Genomic DNA, 16,592 nt, shown 5'->3' with positions numbered 1-16,592 from the left:
GAATGCCGGAAAATAGAGGAGGTTTTATAAGTCAGATCTCTGGTTTGATGGGCTCTACACTGAAACCAGCAGGTCTGCACCATCACAACGTCCATATGCGGTTGTGCAGCAAATGATCCAATGCCGATGATTATATATTCTGCATGCAAAAGGAAACAATGATGGATATCTGGAACGGCACCCTTCCTGAACCAAACGTCAGGACGGTGGACGATATGCGTGATGTGCTTGCCTATCCCCGCTGTGATGTCTCAGGTCCCCTGTACTATATGTACAGGAACCTCGCCAAAACCGATGCAGATCGGGCTCTTCTTGCAAAGAACAACATCCGCTACGACATCACCATGATCACCGCAGGCTCGGTCTGCGGGGAGTTCATCAAGACCAGGGGCCACCACCATCCCGAAAACGAGGCGGGTGTCTCCTATCCTGAAGTGTATGAAGTACTCTCGGGCAAGGGTCATTTTCTTCTTCAGGCAAAGGATTTAACCGATGTGGTTCTCCACCCGGCATCGGGGGGAGATATGATACTGATTCCGCCTGGCTTTGGCCACGTGACCATCAACCCGGGTGCTGAGCCGCTGGTGATGGCAAATATTGTCTCAGATGCCTTCTCAAGCGATTATGCGTTCTTTGAGGCATACAGGGGCGCTGCCTATTACGAGATGGATGATGGCCGTTTTACAAAAAATCCCCTCTATACGAGGGTAGCTGATCTCCGCTTCCTTGAAGCAGCCGACCACCCCGAGATCGGGATCGTCCGGGACCAGCCACTCTACTCTCTCATCGGAGATCCGATCCTCGGGGACGTCATGAATCATCCCGAACAGTTCACCGAGCTCTGGGATCGCTGCCTGCGAGACTGAGTGCGGGCAGCCGCTTGTGTGCACTCTTCCTCACCAGTGCGAGCACTCTCTCCTGGATCTCGTTCTCTGCCTCCCAGTTATTCTCTTCAAGTGATGCAAGTGCAGCATCGAGATCCGCATACGGAATCCCTATCTCAAGCTCATCACTCTGGCCCTCCCAGAGACCGGCTGATGGCTTTTTCTTCATTATTGCTTCAGGTATCCCAAGTTCTGCTCCCAGGAGATAGACATCCTGTTTTGAGAGATGCAGTATCGGCTGAAGATCCGCTGCATTATCTCCCCACTTGGTACAGTAGCCGATGAGGTATTCTGTCCTGTTTGAGGTGCCGATGACGATCCGGTTTCTCAGGTTTGCCTGGTAGTACAGGATTGCCATCCGTGTCCGTGCCATCAGGTTGCCGACCAGGTGCGGCTCATCAACAAACCCATCCATACGCCGGTATGCATCAATGATCCCGTTGATCGGGATGATCTGCAGTTCAAGGCCATACATCTGGCAGAGTTCACAGACATCTGCTTCATCTTCCGGAGGCGTGGTTGCAGACGGCAGAAAGAAGGCGGATACCCGTTCGCTTCCAAGAGATGCGCTTGCAAGAGCGGCAACAACTGCCGAGTCGATCCCACCTGATAGTCCAAGCACCACGCCGTCTGTTCCCGAAGACCAGATCCCCTGCCTGATAATATTCTCGATCCGGGTCTTTTCACAGCCGATATCACACTGCATGATGATCAGGGATAGGTGCTCCTCAGATACTACTGTTTGGTATCAGGCGCACTGAACCGGATCCTTCTGCCGAGCCGGAATACTGCATGGCGTGTGGATGGATGGCGGGCAGTATAGGCTTGCTGGAGATCCCGGATCTTCAGCGAGAGCTCATCGTTACCATCGGGATCAACTGCAGGCACGTTGTCATGCCAGAGGGAGGCATAGAGCCTGACCTCTTCTGCCGGCACGACTTCAAAAGGATATATCCAGCGGATCGTCTCCGGTGCTGACCCTGAGAGAAGAGACTGTATCTCTCCTGATACAAAAGCTTTGAGAACAGCCTCTGCCCCGTCATCAAGAGTCTTTCCGCATGCAATTGTGGTGATCCCGGCACCTGATGCGAACGCGGCGAGATCCTCCCGTACCTGCTTTGTTGGATCTCTCTTCCAGACGAGAACCGAAACGCCGGCAGCAGCTGCAATCTCTTCAATTCTCTTTTCTGCCTCAGGATCCCCATCATCACGAGAGAGGGCATATAATCCGATATCGCGTCTCTTCCCTGTGATCCTGGCAAGAAGGGTGAGAAGAGCAGCAGACGCTGCTCTCCCATCAAGGGGAACACCGATCAGATCCCCTGATGCAAGCCAGTGGTTCCGGCGGATCTCACGTTTTGCTTTCCCCTCAAGATCACGGATGAAGTGATCCCTGCAGAGTGACTGGCCCGAATAGCGCTGGCTGATGATTGCATCATTTCTGCACTTTGAACAGCGCATGCCAAAATCCTCCATCATCTCAACCAGTCACTCTCCTGATAGAAAGGTGTATCTCCACACCGGTAAATACAATGGTATGGAACCAGCAGGTATCCCGGATCGGATTGAATGGGATGCAAAGATGCCTGTTATTGGCAGAACCGAGATCCGCCAGGTCTTTCTTGGGATAGGCATTGCAGGCCTTTTCCTCACACTCTTCCTTGTCATTCTCGAACTGGCAAGCCCGACACCTGCATCTGTCCTTGACTATCTCTTCGTCGGGATGGTCATGACCGGTTTTATCCTCTTCCTCGCACTTCTTGCAGTTCTTATTCTCCATGTGATCACGAAAGGAGGGCATATATACCGGTTTATAATCGATCCCGAGGGTGCTGCATATCTGCCGGGAAAGGATGCGGGCAGGATGACAGATACAATGGCAGTCCTTGGCCTCCTCTCCGGCAATCCTACAGTTGCCGGTGCCGGTCTCATTGCACGTGGCCAGGCATCCGGTGGCATCCGGTGGCGGGAAGTAAAGGATGTCCGCCTGATTCCTGAAGAGAAAAAGATCTATATTGCCAGAAAAGCCCTTGTCAATCCTGTTCTTATCTGCTGCACCGATGAAACATACCCGGTGGCAGTTGAACTTGTGAGACGCTATTCAAAGAAGCAGGTATCATGATATTTTTCATCTCAGCGATCCAAAAATAAGAAATAATGCACCTCTCAGCCGATCTGGTACGCGACCTGCACAAATATGAATACTCGATCCTCTATGCGATCGAACGGCTGATGAAGCGGTATACCTGGGTGCCATTCGACAACCTCAGGCGGGCAACCCGGTTATCCAAGAGCGAACTTGAGTTCCGGCTCGGCTCACTTGTGGATAAGAACCTCATCCGCTATGATATCGTACCGTACCAGGGCTACTCACTCCTTCATACCGGTTTAGACACCCTTGCTCTCCATACGCTTTCCAGCAGAGGGAGTGTATCTGCGCTTGGATCATTAATCGGGGTCGGTAAAGAATCGGTTGTGTATGAAGCCCTTGGGCTTGGCGTCATTGTCCTGAAGTTTCATCGTATCGGCCAGCAGTCATTCCAGTCTGTCAGGGTGAACCGGGAGTACATGACCAATACCGGCCATTGTCCCTGGATCTTTGCATCAGGCCTCTCAGCAGAGAAGGAATATGAAGCGCTCAGACGCCTGACCGGGCGCGTCCGGGTTCCCGTGCCAATCGACAGAAGCCGCCATACACTAGCAATGTCTTATATCCCCGGCGTGAATCTCAACAACTGCAGGCTGGAGGATCCGGAGACGGTTTACCAGGAACTGATCGAAGAGGTGAGGAAGGCATACAGGCTTGGCATGATTCATGCTGATCTCTCGGAGTATAATGTGATGGTAAATGAAGACCAGTGCTGGATCATCGACTGGCCGCAGTGGACTGAAACAACCCATCCAAATGCAGATGAACTGATCAGGCATGATGTCGAAACTATCGTCTCTTTCTTCAACAGGAAATACCGGCTCTCGCTTCCACCTGAGGATGCCCTCCGGTATGTGACCGGGTGACTGCGTATGAAGGTGTATGGGATAGATATCGTCAGGGGGTCGGTCCGCTCCCGGTCCAGGCGTCCGCATTTTGCGCTCTGCCGGGTAATTGATGACGAAATCGTCTCTGAAACCGAAGTGTCGCTCTTTCGCCTTCTCCGCATTATTGAAGCTGAGGAACCGGATATCCTTGCCGTCGACAGTCTCCAGGAGGTGGCAGCAGATACGAAAGAACTCTTTGCCTTTCTCCAGTCGCTCCCACCAAAGACCGATCTCGTCTGCGTCACAGGTGGTGGAGACCATCGCGAGAGCCTGGCCCAGGTTGCAGGCAGGTACAACCTCTCATTCAACCGGTTTGATCCCTATGCTGAAGCCAGGACATCGGCGCTGGTAGCTGGCCTGGGTGCCGGGTGCAGGGTTGTGGCATTTGCCGACTCCTGCCTGATCACTGTGTCAAGGAGGCGATCCCCTGGAAAAGGAGGGTGGAGCCAGAACCGGTTCACCAGGAAGATACACGGTGCGGTCAGGACACAGGCACGGGAGATCGAGATGCGTCTTGTTGATGCCGGACTCAAATATGATAAGAAAGAGTTCCGTGCGTTTGGTGGCAATTCCCGGGTGATCTTCCATGTCAATACACCCGGATCAGAGATACCGATCAAAAACCAACGGGGAACCGATGTCCAGGTTGTGGTTGCACGGGAGCGGCTTGAGCGGATCAAATTTGTGCCCCAGACCACAAAACCCCGGTATCTGATCGTCGGGATTGATCCGGGAACAACCATGGCACTCTCACTCCTCGATCTTGATGGAGACCTCATCCACCTCTCAAGCTCAAGAGTCACCTCGGTTGCAGAAGCAATAGCAGAAATCACTGCCCATGGCCGCCCGCTCATCATCGCATCTGACAAAAAAGAGATGCCCGGAACCGTGGAGAAGATCCGCCGCGCCTTTCATGCAGTCCCGTTTCTGCCAAAACATGATCTGGCAGTATCAGAGAAGACCGAGTGTGCAGGCGGTATCAGGTATGAAAATGATCATGAACGGGATGCCTACGCAGCCGCGATGATGGCATACCGGCATTATAAAAATAAGTTCGCAAGCCTTTCCAAGCGGATTCCTGCCGGTGTTGCCCTTGATGAGGTCCGTGCACGTGTAGTCAGGGGAAGCTCGCTCGAACAGGCGCTCGTTGATCTCACTCCGGCAGAACCGGAAGAGGCCTCTTCAGAGGATGAGACTGATGCCCCGGCAGTCACCGGGAAGGCAGAGCGGCCGCGGGAGCATGAGGAGATGATCCGGCGTCTCCGGTCTCTTGTCTCGGAGCTGTACCGTGAGGTGCAGGAGAAGGACGAAGAGATCGTGCGTCTTCGGAGATCAGTAAAGGCCGAACGGTCAAAGGGAAAAGAGAAGATCCGCCGCGATGCGGAAATATCGCGGCTTGAGGGTATCATCAGCAACCAGAAACGCTATCTCAGGAGAGAGGAGAGGCGGAATAAAAGCCTCAGAAAACAGCTTGAGCGGCTGAAGACGTATGCTGACCTGAAGCAGGGTGAGGATCTTGTGCCCCTGAAGGTGCTGGAGGCACTCTCGCGTGATGCAATCAGGCGACTCAGATCTGAGATGGGCGCGCTTCCGGATGACTGGATCTATCTTCTGAGAACCGATGGATGGGGTATGAATGCAGTCCGTGAACTTGCTGAGACGATGATAGCAGGCGTGATTGTACCGGATCGAACGCACCTGAACAGCGATCTCGTTGTCGCGTTCCGTGAAGCCGGGATTCCTCTTCTTGACGGGGATGGTCTTGGCATCAGGCTGCAGGGCTCAATCGGCGCGTGTCCCGGCAATCGCCTTCTACAGCGGCACAGGCAGTGGCAGGATGAACAGGAGCAATATATCAGGGATAAGAAAGCAGAGTCGATTGAGGGTCTCTTCCGGGACTACCGGTCGATGCGGGAACGTGAGGTGAGGAAAGGTGGATGACAGAAGACTGCTTGACTCAATCCGCGGGATCATTGGTGAGCAGGAGACAGGGGACGACTGCCTTGTTCTGGATATCAATGACCGGTATCTTGTTGTATCAACTGATATGCTCCACGAGACAACAGATTTTCCGACTGGTATGACCGATTATGAGATCGGGTGGATGGCAGCAGCTGTCACGCTCTCCGATATCGCCTCGATGGCTGCTGATCCAACTGATCTCCTGATGGCAGTCGGTCTCGACTCCCCGGACCGGCTTGCCGGTATCACCAGGGGTGCGGCTGCAGCCTGCCGTTCTGTTGGTGCACGGGTCTCAGGAGGCGATATCGATCGCCATGATGAGCTCACAATCGTCTCCACCGGGATCGGGTTTGTGGATTGGGATCGGATACTCAGGCGTTCCGGCGCACGGCCCGGGGATATCGTCTGTGTCACCGGCATGCCGGGCAGGGCAGAAGCCGGTCTGCTCGGGGACGAACGGTTCCGGACGCACCTGGTCACCCCGGTACCGCGTGTCGCAGAAGGAAAGGCCTTCTCAGAGGGCGGGGCAACCTCAATGATGGATCTCTCAGATGGTATTGCTCTCTCCCTCTATGATCTCAGCCGTGCCTCCGGTGTCGGCTTCTCACTCGATCCCGGGCTCTTCCCGCTCATCCCTGGCCTGCCTCCTGAAGATGCCGAAACCCTCTTCCTCTATGGCGGAGGAGATTTTGAACTGATTGCGACAGTTCCACAGGAGCGGCTCCCAATCGCCGGTGTCGATGCAACCCCCATTGGAATCGTCACTGCAGACAGGGAGATCCTTGTACGTGGGGAAGTTCTCCCGGCACGGGGATATATGCACAGGTGGGAGTGATCCCGGATCGATCCTTATTAATTCTTCTTCGGTATACCCTGATCAATGTACTTCCATGCCCTGATTCCGTTCAAGCCGGTTAATCCAAAGACCCGGCTCTCCTGCATCCTGAGCCAGGAGGAGCGGGAACGTTTTGCTGCAATGATGCTTGAGGATGTTGTGGCTGCTGTGAACCGGACCGGGTGTTCTGCGACGCTCCTCACCACGTCTCCCTATACCTGTGAGCGTGCACTTGTCGCGGTGCGGAATGAAGGGCTGAACGAGGCAATCGACTGGGCGATCCCGCAGTTTCATTGTCCGGCACTGATCATCATGGCGGATCTCCCGCTTGTGACGGCCACAACACTTCAGCGGGTGCTGGCAACAGAAGCGGATATGGCGATTGTTCCTGGCCGGGGCGGTGGCACAAATGTCATCTTCCTGAAACGGCCCGGGTGCTTCAGGGCGCAGTACTATGGCTCGAGCTTCAGGAAACACCTGGCGATGGCAGAGAAGTGCGGCTTTTCTGTTGAGATGATCGACTCGTTCCGCCTCTCAACCGATATCGATGAGAAAGAGGATCTTGCCGAGGTGCTGATTCATGGAAAGGGGCGAGCAAGAGCGTTTCTCGAAGATCTGGGGTTCACGGTTGTTGAAGAGAAGGGCCGGGTGGGTGTGACAAGAGAAGAGTCCTGACCAGGTGCGGTTCAGGCGTCTCTTGTTTTTTTCATCATCGCGCCCATAAAGAGGCATTCATCAGGTGCAATCGTCTCGATCCCGTCTCCTTCACCGACCAGATCAGAAAGCCCCCGGACGATCACAACAGGTATACATTCATCTGCTTCGCCCATGACCAGTTCAGCAGCTGATGCGATACAGTCGCCGACGGCACGCCGGGTCACCTCAAGCGTCCTGCCATAGAGATCGCTTTTGCCCCGGCAGTCGGTGACCGCATTCATCCCCGAGCAGCCGATGGTGACCCCCGAGACACCAAGCCGCATTGCATGGGTCCTGGAGTCAATAATCAACACCGCGACATCAGATCCGGTCTTCTCGCGGATACCGGCTTTGATCCGGGATGCGGATCCGTTTGGATCTGCCGGGAGAGGGACTATTGTTCCTTCCGGCGTGTTCGACCCGTCAACACCGGCGTTTGGGAGAAGGGTATCATCCTTGATGCAGAGCAGAAATCCCGGAATGCCGCCTATTATTTCATCAGATTCAGAAATGACGATCTCTGCGACCCGGGGATCCATGCTGTACTCTTCTGCATACTTCTCTGCCTCTTTGCCGGGGATAACGTCGGCAAGACTGATGATCCGGCCTTCTGCAGATGCGAGTGCGGATTCTGCAATGACAATAATATCCCTGTCTTCAATCCCGCAATCACCCTCAGCTGCCCGGATAATCCGCTCCGTGATATCATCTCCGGGCCTGAGGAGACCGGTCTTGACGCCATGGACAGAAAACGAGGTATTCATCCGGACCTCCCGAGCAGGTGGTTACAGATTGCAATCAGGTCAGCCGTCTCCCGGATGTCATGCGCCCTGACCATATCCGCACCAGCATTAATCAAAAGGGCAGTCAGTGCCAGGCTCCCGGACAGCCTCTCTTCTGCCGGCTTTGCCAGCAGATCTCCAATAAAGCTTTTCCTGGAAATAGCAGCGAGGAGAGGCCGCCCGAGGGAACTGAACTCATGAAACCGGCGGCAGAGATCCCAGTCATCGTCAGTCTGCCGGATCGGCACCCATCTGCCGATCCCCGGATCCAGGATCAGATCCAAAATCCCATACTGTTCTGCACGGCTGCTGACACGCTGCAGGGCTTGCAGCGTCTCATCTGCACCACGAGCATCCCCCGGCTCACGGTCTGCTGCCATTGCGATGACAGGCAGACCCGAATCGGCAGCGATAGCTGCGTATTTCTCATCTGAGAGGCCATGGATGTCATTTATGGCGTCAATATCGTACGTAAGAGCCAGGTCAAGGGCGGCTGCATGCATTGTATCGACAGAGACCGGAATACCTGATCCACGAAGTTCGGTGAGTGTCAGTTCAAGGCGGCTGCACTCTTCAGCAACACTGATCTGCCTGCTCCCGGGTGCAGTACTCCGTGCACCAACATCAATGATATCAGCACCCGCCTGGATCATCTCTGTGGCAGAGGCAAGGACGCTTCCTTCAGGGACAAATGATCCCCGGTAAAAAGATTCAGGGCTTGTATTGATGACGCCCATCAGCCGGACCGGGTTGTTCCCCCCGATCCTGAGTTTATTTATGGAAACGGTCCGCATGACCTCATCTTTTCGGCGGTGAAGGTGTTCTCCATCAGGGTGGCTATCGTCATTGGACCAACACCTCCTGGTACCGGGGTGATTGCTGCGGCTTTTGGCTCGACCATCGCAAAGTCCACATCACCGCAGAGCTTCTTCTCCTCATCGTAGTTTGTACCGATATCGATGACTGTTGCGCCCCAGCCAATCATCTCTGCTGTGACAAACCGGGCACGCCCGACTGCTGCCACCACAATATCTGCCTGCTGGGTTATGGACGCAAGATCAACTGTCTTTGAATGAGCGATGGTGACCGTTGCATCGGCATTTGTCAGGAGCGCGGCCATCGGGCGGCCAACCTCGATGCTCCTCCCGATGACAACGGCATTCTTCCCGGCAATTTCGATATCGTACTCGGAGAGGAGATTCATGACGCCAAGCGGGGTGCAGGGGGCAAAAACCGGTGTTCCGGAGAAGAGCCTCCCAAGGTTGAGGGGGTGGAACCCGTCGACATCCTTCTCAGGAGCAACGGCTTCGATGATCGTATGGGTGTCAACCTGTGGCGGAAGCGGGAGCTGCACCAGGATACCGCTGATCTGGCTGTCTTCATTGAGCCTCCGGACAGCGTCAAGCACCTCCCCGGTCGTTGATTCTGCTGGCAGGTCGACTCCGATTGACCCGATACCCACCTGTTCGCAGGCACGGTGTTTCATCCTGACATAGAGCTCTGAGGCAGGGTCTGATCCGACGAGGACCGTTGCGAGCCGGGGGTAGATCCCCGACTCTTCTATCTTCTCCCTAAGGATATGGAGCCGCTTTTCACTCGTCTTTTTTCCATCAAGGATCATGATGCATCAGGATAGAGGGGGTATTTTCCGGAGAACTCCGCGACTTCCTCTTTCACTTTTCTGATGACTGAATCGTTCTGTATGTTGTTTATGACTTTTCCAATCCAGTCACCTATCAGTTTCATCTCATCTTCTTTCATGCCGCGTGAGGTGACGGTTGGAGTACCGACACGCAGGCCGGATGTGACAAACGGACTCCGCTTCTCACGCGGTATGGTATTTTTATTCACAGTGATCCCCGCAAGCCCGAGTGCATCCTCTGCTTCAAGCCCGGTGATGCCCTGGTCCGAGAGGTCGAGGAGGACGAGATGGTTATCTGTCCCACCTGAACAGAGGCGGAGATTATTGTCTGCCAGTGTGTCAGCCAGCACTTTGGCATTCTTCACGACCTGTTTTGCATACTCCTTGTAATCAGGCTTCAGCGCCTCTTTGAAACAGACGGCTTTTGCTGCAATAACATGCATCAGGGGGCCGCCCTGGAGACCGGGGAAGATGGATTTGTCAATCATCTGTGCATCCTCTTTTCGGCAGAGGATCGCACCCCCGCGTGGACCGCGGAGTGTTTTATGGGTGGTGGTGGTGGTATAGTCACAGACACTGACAGGTGAATTATGGATGCCTGCTGCGACGAGTCCGGCGATATGAGCGATATCTGCCATGCAGACGGCACCCACGTCTTCTGCGATCTCGGCAAAGGCCGCAAAATCGATCTCACGCGGGTATGCTGAGGCACCACAGACGATCATCTTCGGTTTCACCTCTCGTGCCATCTCAGCAATTGCGCCATAATCAAGCACCTCGCTCTCATAGTCGACACCATATGGATGTACATCATAGAGCTTCCCGCTGATGTTCACAGGAGATCCATGGGAGAGATGGCCGCCCTGGGTCAGGCTCTGGCTCATGATGGCGTCCTTTGGCTGGATGGTTGCAAAATAGACTGCCTGGTTTGCCTGGCTTCCGGAATGCGCCTGGACATTGCTGTGTTCAGCTGAGAAGAGCCTGCAGAGCCTCTCCCGTGCCAGGTTCTCAACCTCGTCATGGAACTCGCAGCCGCCATAATAGCGCTTGCCTGGATACCCCTCAGCGTATTTATTACACATGATCGAGCCTGTGGCTTCCATGACCGCACGGGTCACAACATTTTCAGATGCAATCAACTCAAGTCCGAAGACCTGTCTCTGCCGTTCTCGTTCTATAATAGCTGCGACATCCGGATCGTCGCGTTCAAGGAATGACATATAAATAGAAATGGTGGTAAAAAGGTAATATCCTTTCTTGTAAACAGCGAAGGCAAAGCATTATCATCCGTGAGTCAGATCTTACAAATGAGGGGTTGTGGGCGAAGAATGGATGCACGAATGAAGTTTCTTGAACATGAGCTTGAGGAGAAGGAACGGGAGATGGAGAAGGTGAAGCGCGAAGATGAGCCGGTCCGGGTTGCCGGCGGGGTACTGGATGAGCGGATTACTGCACTTGAGAAAAAAGTGCGGGAACTTGAGGCAATGCTCAAAGGGCTGATGGATGAGACACTGGATCTCAAATCGGTTACACGAAAGATTGTCAGGAATGTCGAAGAGCGTGATAAGGGTGCGGCAGGTGTGCCACCATCCCCGCCAATAGAACAGGAAGAGGTGTCAGAGGAAGATCCGAAACAGAGGAGACGGGATCCCCGCTCCCGGCAGCGGGTCTTCTCTGAAAGTGAGCCTCCCCGGTCACGGGAACAGCAGCAGGAATCACGTGGCGCATCACCAGCACCAGAGACTGAACCGCCGGTCGATACCGCTGATATGGAGCTGATCATGCAGCCTGATGGTACATTGAAGCCGGAAAAGCGGGTCCGGAACGATTATATCGTGGCAAGCAGCGGGTATGCGCCTGCGACACAGATGAAGAAAGGAAAGATCGAGAGTAAGATCTATGAAGCACCCGATGATGCCGATGTCACAGGCGGCTCTGACGGGAAGGACGAAGAAGGCGATGATACCAGGTCTTCACGCACCATCCGCCGCAGGAAATAATCTGAAGGGTTGAAGGAGTATGATCCTTGCACATCACGCAGCTTGAGATCGACAACTTCAAATCTTTCGCCCGAAAGACGAAAATCCCGCTTGAAACAGGGTTTACTGTCGTTTCAGGGCCGAATGGTTCGGGGAAGAGCAATATCCTCGACAGTATTCTTTTTGCGCTTGGTATCACCTCTGCCCGGGGTCTCCGTGCAGAGCGCTTAACTGACCTGATCAATACCACCTCATCAAAAAACACCGCCGAGGTTGTTGTCGGCTTCTCTGACGGAACACGGATCACCCGAAGGATCAAGCGGACAGCGAACGGCTATTACTCCTATAATTACTTAAATGGACGTCTCTGTAAACAGGGGGACGTCCTCTCCTTTCTCTCACGCCACGGAATCAGGCCCCAGGGATATAATGTGGTGATGCAGGGAGATGTCGCCCGCATCATGGAGATGTCCGATATGGAACGGCGCAAGATCATCGACGAGATAGCAGGCGTCTCCGAATTCGATCAGAAGCGTGATCAGTCGATGGCCGAACTTGATGTGGTGCGGTGGCGGATTGAGCGTGAGGAGATCCTCCTGCATGAACTGGTTGAACGGCAGGAGGTTCTCCGGGTGGAGCGGGAAGAAGCCCTTGCATACCGGGCTCTGCAGGAGGACCTTGATCGGTTCTGCGCCATGCGGAATCTTGCAACCCTGCGTGAGAAGAGGCGGGAAGAAGGTGAGATTGACCGCCTGATTGGTGAACATGAACTGGGCATCTCCCGCGCAAATGATGATATCGATCATGATGAGCATGAGAAGGGTTTTCTCCGTGGAGAGATTCATGAGCTCGATGAAGAGATCAAAAGGAAAAGCGGGCCTGAATATCTCAGGCTCCTCTCCCTGATTGAGGAAGCAAAAGGGCTGATCAGGACTGCCGAACAGGGGATAACCCGGAACACCCGGGACCGGGAATCCAATCTTGAAGCACTAAACCGGAAGTTCGCTGATATCCGGCGTTCAGAGGCAACAGTCAAAGAGCGGACCGATAGTATCCGGGCACTCTCAATTGACAGGGCAAATCTTGGCATGGAGCTCTCCCAGGCAAAAGCCAGGATGGAGAAGACGGAAGCCGAACTTGCTGCTGCCACCAAAGATTCGGAGGGTGGGCAGGCTGAGATCTTCTCCTGCATGCAGGAGCTTGAAGGGCTGAAGGAAGAACGTTCCCGGCTTCTCTCCGAGAAGGATGCTGTTATCGAGAGAAGCAGGCTCCGGGTATCCGAACGAGAGAGGCTTGCTCCCCGCCTCCAGGCTGCAACAGATGAGCGGGCTCTGAAGGAACGGGAGGTTCGCGAGGCGGAATCTGTGCTTGACGGCATCAGGCGCGACCAGGAGGCAAACGAGAAAGAGCTCTCTGCAGTTGAGAAGAAACTGATGGTGCTTCGGAGTTCCAGGGAGGATGTCTCTTCAGAAGTCCGTTCACTTGAGAAGAAACTGATGCAGCTTGAGGCACAGCAGCAGGCGCATGGTGATGCAGGCGGCCGTGCAGTTGAAGCGGTTCTCGGAATGGATGGGGTATACGGAACCATTGCCCGGCTTGGAAAAGCTCCTCCGGAGTATGCTACCGCACTGAATGTCGCAGCGGGAGGGAAGATCAATCATGTTGTGGTGACTGATGATTCGGTTGCAGCAGATGCGATCAGGTTTCTCAAGGATGGGCGCCTTGGCCGTGCCACCTTCCTTCCTCTTGAGAAGCTCAGGGTTCCGCCGCCGCTTCCTCCTCCTGAAGGAAAAGGCGTTGTTGATTATGCGATCCGGCTGCTGGAATACGATCCGGCATATGAGCGGGCATTTTTCCTTGTTTTTGGAACAACGGTTGTTATCGACACCATGGAGCATGCAAGAAAGCTTCTTGGCAGGCACCGGATGGTGACCCTTGAGGGAGAACTGCTTGAGCGTACCGGGGCGATGACAGGAGGCTCCATACGGCGCGATATGAAAGGGTTCGGAGCAGCTGTTGATCGCGAGATGAGTGCCCTTTCAGAGCGGCTCCAGGGGCTTCGGCAGGAGGAGGAGGACCTGTCAGCCTCAATTGCACGGCAGGCGTCAGCTGCAGAGGCGCTCAGGGATGAACGGCAGGCAAATGAGCAGAAGGCAGCACGGCATGAACTGATCGTGGATGAGTATGGCAAGCGGATTGTCCAGCTTGACAGCGAGATTGACGAGCTTTCAATTGCTCTTGCTGCTCTTGAGGGAGGGGAAGCAGAGATCGCCGGGGAGATTGCTGATCTTGAAGAGAAGATTGACGGGTTCACAGACCGGATCTCTGCGACAAATGCGCATATAGAGGAGATCAGGAGACGGATGGAGGAGTCGGACGCCATCCGGCTTGCAGAGGTCTTTTCAGGACTGAAACGATCTATTGAGGATATTGAGCGGCGTCTCAGGAATAAGGAAGCGGATATTGCGGATCTCCAGCGTGAACGGCAGTACTTCTCGAAACGTATCGAGGAGATGACTGCCGAGAAAGAAGCGCTCAATGAGGCAAATATCAGGCTTGAGGCCGAGAACAGGGCATTTGAAGAAGAGATTGCTGAGTCCCGTGAGCGGATATCCTCGCTTGAGGAGGAGCAGCGGCAGTTTTCAGATGAGATTGAGACGCTCAGGCAGAAGAGGAGTGATCTTGATGAGGAGATCTCCGCAGTCGAACGCCGGATTATCCAGCATACCAATGAGAAAGAGCGGCATACAATTCAGGTTGAGGCGCTGCAGGAGCGGCAGAAAGCGCTTGCAGAAGAGATAGCTGCTCTTGCTCCGGAAACAGGAGATATCGAATGCGATCTCTCAATGGAAGAGATTGATGATGGGATCGCCACAACAGAGCAGAAGATCCGAAAGATTGGTGCGGTGAATATGCTCGCGATAGAAGAGTATGATCGGACCACTGCAAGGGTTCTTGAGCGGACTGAGAAGAAGGATATCCTCTCCCGTGAACGCGCAGATTTAATCGAGCGGATTGAGGGTTTTGAGCGGATGAAGCGTGAAGCTTTCCTCTCGACATTTGTTGCAATAGATGGAAATTTCAAAGATATCTATGCCAGGCTTGCGCGGGGGTGGGGGCGATTAATCCTCGAAAATGAGGAGGATCCCTTCAGCGGTGGTCTCACCTTTGAGGTACACCCACAGGACAAGGAGGTGAGGCGGCTGAATATGATGAGCGGGGGCGAAAAGTCGCTTGTGACGCTTGCCCTGATATTCTCGATCCAGCGGTACATGCCAGCGCCGTTTTACGGGCTTGATGAGGTGGATATGCATCTTGACGGCTCAAATGTGGAAGGTATCGCGCATATGATCAAAAGCCTCTCAGAGACGTCGCAGTTTATCTCGATCTCGCTTAGGAAGCCGATGATCCAGGGTGCAGACCGGATTATCGGGGTGACTATCAGGCCGGATAAGAGCACGCTTGTTACCGGTGTGAAGAGCAATGGCTGAAGAGCCGGTTGAGATCCTGGTCAGGATGGCTGAAGACGGGGAGATTGACCCCTGGAATATTGATATCGTTCTTGTGACCGACCGGTTTCTGAGCGAGCTTGAGCGGAGGCGTGAACTGGATCTCCGGATCTCCGGCAGAACCCTTCTCTATGCGTCGATCCTGCTCAGGATGAAGTCTGATGCCCTGCTTGAGCAGTCAGCCGGTGATGAGGATGATGCGGATCAGGGTGTGGATGATGCGGATCTCTTCGCGCCTGAGGATTTTGAGAGTGATGGTGATGCGCCGCTTCCTGGTCCCATCGAGGCGCTTGAGCGTGAGATTCAGCGGCGGATTCGGCGAAAGGAGTACCGTACACGGCCAATTACCCTGTATGAACTGATTACGCAGCTGAAGCTCGCAGAAAAAGAGGAGCGGCGCCGGCAGAGGCGGCGGCATCTGCCCTATGATGATGAGGATGATCTGGTTATTGCTGAAGATGTCGTGGAGATCGCCCATGAAGAGGCATTCGATGAGATTTCGTCCAGGATATATTCGACGCTCCTCCTGCTCGATCCCAATGGATCGGATCCTGTTCCTCTGTCGCGACTTGCCTCTGAGATAAACTGCCCCCTCTACGAGGTCTATATTCCGGTTCTCTTCCTGATGCTCGAAGACCAGGTGGATCTCCTCCAGGAGGAGTTCTATGGGGAGATCTTTGTTGCGCGGATACCTGCGTCTGTCATCTAGGCATCTCTTATCCAGGCATCTCTTCTCTCGTACCGGCTTCTTCGTTGCGCTCCCTGCTCCGGGTGTATCGATTCAGAGGCTTCTTGCTTTTGCGTTTGAACCTTCCCGGAACTACGTAGTAACGATAACTGCCCGGCAATCGTGCACTGTTATCAGGGCATATCCGGGTTTATTCTTCTCTCCCCTTCTTGCGACTGCCCTGCTCCCATGGTTGTCTCCTGTCTGCCTGTATGCGCGTGCCTGGTTGGCAATTTCTGCTTTTTAGCGGTATTTCGGGCCGTGGCAGGGGAGGATTCCGGATCGTGCTTTTCCGGTATAGAAGGTTATTTTCTTGAATAAACGGCATTCATGGGTTTTTCTGCCTCAAGAGAGGAGTGCCCTGACCCTGCCTGCAGAGGGTTTCCGGTTCTGATCCTGCACGCTGGTATCCGAAATGAAATGAAGGCCAATCTGGAGGTATTTTTCGAACCATGATCAGATCAATCAACAACCTATATATCACAGGCGTGCGTATAGTATTGTCCTGCAACGCGGTGATGATATCCCGGAGGTTTCCGG

Annotated in this window: 16 protein-coding genes; 9 read left to right on the top strand and 7 right to left on the bottom strand. The window is 54.1% G+C overall.

Features of this window, described 5'->3' with window-relative positions:
• Positions 1–143: 143 nt before the first annotated feature.
• On the top strand, positions 144–866 hold the full coding sequence (locus ABCO64_RS10030) for a glucose-6-phosphate isomerase family protein (protein WP_292616726.1): 723 nt from the start codon (positions 144–146) through the stop codon (positions 864–866).
• Here the strand turns inward: ABCO64_RS10030 and ABCO64_RS10025 are convergent.
• Together ABCO64_RS10025 and ABCO64_RS10020 are read right to left on the bottom strand one after the other, a co-directional pair.
• Positions 832–1,590 carry an NAD+ synthase gene (locus tag ABCO64_RS10025; protein ID WP_253461022.1) on the bottom strand — a complete coding sequence of 253 codons (759 nt, stop codon included), beginning with the start codon at positions 1,588–1,590 and terminating at the stop codon, positions 832–834. The two genes, ABCO64_RS10030 and ABCO64_RS10025, sit on opposite strands and share 35 nt — an antisense overlap.
• Positions 1,591–1,619: 29 nt before the next feature.
• Positions 1,620–2,363 carry a hypothetical protein gene (locus ABCO64_RS10020; RefSeq protein WP_343089354.1) on the bottom strand — a complete coding sequence of 248 codons (744 nt, stop codon included), beginning with the start codon at positions 2,361–2,363 and terminating at the stop codon, positions 1,620–1,622.
• Positions 2,364–2,421: 58 nt separating this feature from the next.
• Between ABCO64_RS10020 and ABCO64_RS10015 the strand changes: the two genes are divergently transcribed.
• The 5 genes from ABCO64_RS10015 to cofC are packed head-to-tail and all read left to right on the top strand — an operon-like array spanning position 2,422 to position 7,392.
• Complete coding sequence (locus tag ABCO64_RS10015) at positions 2,422–3,006, top strand: hypothetical protein (RefSeq protein ID WP_253461016.1); 585 nt, start codon at positions 2,422–2,424, stop codon at positions 3,004–3,006.
• Positions 3,007–3,041: 35 nt separating this feature from the next.
• Positions 3,042–3,899: an RIO1 family regulatory kinase/ATPase domain-containing protein gene (locus tag ABCO64_RS10010; RefSeq protein ID WP_253461013.1), complete on the top strand. Its 858-nt coding sequence runs from the start codon at positions 3,042–3,044 to the stop codon at positions 3,897–3,899.
• 6 nt (positions 3,900–3,905) lie between these two features.
• The gene (locus ABCO64_RS10005; protein WP_253461011.1) at positions 3,906–5,861 is read left to right on the top strand and encodes a DUF460 domain-containing protein; all 1,956 of its coding nucleotides are present in this window, start codon (positions 3,906–3,908) and stop codon (positions 5,859–5,861) included.
• Positions 5,854–6,717, top strand: a complete 864-nt coding sequence (gene thiL / locus ABCO64_RS10000; protein WP_253461008.1) for a thiamine-phosphate kinase — start codon at positions 5,854–5,856, stop codon at positions 6,715–6,717. The genes ABCO64_RS10005 and thiL overlap by 8 nt, the downstream gene beginning before the upstream one ends.
• Positions 6,718–6,762: 45 nt before the next feature.
• A complete protein-coding gene (cofC, locus tag ABCO64_RS09995; RefSeq protein ID WP_253461005.1) occupies positions 6,763–7,392 on the top strand; it encodes a 2-phospho-L-lactate guanylyltransferase in 630 nt (209 codons plus the stop codon).
• Between the two features lie 11 nt (positions 7,393–7,403).
• On the opposite strand, the gene cofE is transcribed toward cofC, so the two are convergent.
• The 4 genes from cofE to glyA are packed head-to-tail and all read right to left on the bottom strand — an operon-like array spanning position 7,404 to position 11,057.
• Positions 7,404–8,177, bottom strand: coding sequence for a coenzyme F420-0:L-glutamate ligase (cofE, locus tag ABCO64_RS09990; protein WP_253461002.1), 774 nt, complete (start codon positions 8,175–8,177; stop codon positions 7,404–7,406).
• Positions 8,174–8,989: a dihydropteroate synthase gene (folP, locus tag ABCO64_RS09985; protein ID WP_253460999.1), complete on the bottom strand. Its 816-nt coding sequence runs from the start codon at positions 8,987–8,989 to the stop codon at positions 8,174–8,176. The genes cofE and folP overlap by 4 nt, the downstream gene beginning before the upstream one ends.
• The gene (gene folD / locus ABCO64_RS09980; protein ID WP_253460996.1) at positions 8,971–9,816 is read right to left on the bottom strand and encodes a bifunctional methylenetetrahydrofolate dehydrogenase/methenyltetrahydrofolate cyclohydrolase FolD; all 846 of its coding nucleotides are present in this window, start codon (positions 9,814–9,816) and stop codon (positions 8,971–8,973) included. Before folD ends, folP begins: the two co-directional genes overlap by 19 nt.
• A complete protein-coding gene (glyA, locus tag ABCO64_RS09975; RefSeq protein ID WP_253460993.1) occupies positions 9,813–11,057 on the bottom strand; it encodes a serine hydroxymethyltransferase in 1,245 nt (414 codons plus the stop codon). The genes folD and glyA overlap by 4 nt, the downstream gene beginning before the upstream one ends.
• Before the next feature lie 108 nt (positions 11,058–11,165).
• Between glyA and ABCO64_RS09970 the strand changes: the two genes are divergently transcribed.
• The 3 genes from ABCO64_RS09970 to ABCO64_RS09960 are packed head-to-tail and all read left to right on the top strand — an operon-like array spanning position 11,166 to position 16,034.
• On the top strand, positions 11,166–11,837 hold the full coding sequence (locus ABCO64_RS09970; protein WP_253460991.1) for a hypothetical protein: 672 nt from the start codon (positions 11,166–11,168) through the stop codon (positions 11,835–11,837).
• A gap of 26 nt (positions 11,838–11,863) precedes the next feature.
• On the top strand, positions 11,864–15,307 hold the full coding sequence (gene smc / locus ABCO64_RS09965; RefSeq protein ID WP_253460988.1) for a chromosome segregation protein SMC: 3,444 nt from the start codon (positions 11,864–11,866) through the stop codon (positions 15,305–15,307).
• Complete coding sequence (locus ABCO64_RS09960; RefSeq protein ID WP_253460985.1) at positions 15,300–16,034, top strand: segregation/condensation protein A; 735 nt, start codon at positions 15,300–15,302, stop codon at positions 16,032–16,034. Before smc ends, ABCO64_RS09960 begins: the two co-directional genes overlap by 8 nt.
• Positions 16,035–16,380: 346 nt before the next feature.
• On the opposite strand, the gene ABCO64_RS09955 is transcribed toward ABCO64_RS09960, so the two are convergent.
• A partial coding sequence (locus tag ABCO64_RS09955) for a hypothetical protein (protein WP_343089353.1) occupies positions 16,381–16,592 on the bottom strand: 212 nt, incomplete at its 5' end.

The organism is Methanocalculus natronophilus (genome assembly GCF_038751955.1).
Classification (GTDB): domain Archaea; phylum Halobacteriota; class Methanomicrobia; order Methanomicrobiales; family Methanocorpusculaceae; genus Methanocalculus; species Methanocalculus natronophilus.
Note: the sequence above shows the minus strand (reverse complement) of the source record. Positions and strands in the feature narration are given on the sequence as shown.

What these genes read in the sequence shown, in the direction of transcription:
- glyA (WP_253460993.1), bottom strand. Translation starts at nt 11,057, where the DNA reads ATGTCATTCCTTGAACGCGACGATCCGGATGTCGCAGCTATTATAGAA.
- ABCO64_RS10005 (WP_253461011.1), top strand. Translation starts at nt 3,906, where the DNA reads ATGAAGGTGTATGGGATAGATATCGTCAGGGGGTCGGTCCGCTCCCGG.
- ABCO64_RS10025 (WP_253461022.1), bottom strand. Translation starts at nt 1,590, where the DNA reads ATGCAGTGTGATATCGGCTGTGAAAAGACCCGGATCGAGAATATTATC.
- ABCO64_RS10030 (WP_292616726.1), top strand. Translation starts at nt 144, where the DNA reads ATGCAAAAGGAAACAATGATGGATATCTGGAACGGCACCCTTCCTGAA.
- folD (WP_253460996.1), bottom strand. Translation starts at nt 9,816, where the DNA reads ATGATCCTTGATGGAAAAAAGACGAGTGAAAAGCGGCTCCATATCCTT.
- ABCO64_RS10020 (WP_343089354.1), bottom strand. Translation starts at nt 2,363, where the DNA reads ATGATGGAGGATTTTGGCATGCGCTGTTCAAAGTGCAGAAATGATGCA.
- cofC (WP_253461005.1), top strand. Translation starts at nt 6,763, where the DNA reads ATGTACTTCCATGCCCTGATTCCGTTCAAGCCGGTTAATCCAAAGACC.
- ABCO64_RS09970 (WP_253460991.1), top strand. Translation starts at nt 11,166, where the DNA reads ATGGATGCACGAATGAAGTTTCTTGAACATGAGCTTGAGGAGAAGGAA.
- folP (WP_253460999.1), bottom strand. Translation starts at nt 8,989, where the DNA reads ATGCGGACCGTTTCCATAAATAAACTCAGGATCGGGGGGAACAACCCG.
- cofE (WP_253461002.1), bottom strand. Translation starts at nt 8,177, where the DNA reads ATGAATACCTCGTTTTCTGTCCATGGCGTCAAGACCGGTCTCCTCAGG.
- ABCO64_RS10015 (WP_253461016.1), top strand. Translation starts at nt 2,422, where the DNA reads ATGGAACCAGCAGGTATCCCGGATCGGATTGAATGGGATGCAAAGATG.
- ABCO64_RS09960 (WP_253460985.1), top strand. Translation starts at nt 15,300, where the DNA reads ATGGCTGAAGAGCCGGTTGAGATCCTGGTCAGGATGGCTGAAGACGGG.
- ABCO64_RS10010 (WP_253461013.1), top strand. Translation starts at nt 3,042, where the DNA reads ATGCACCTCTCAGCCGATCTGGTACGCGACCTGCACAAATATGAATAC.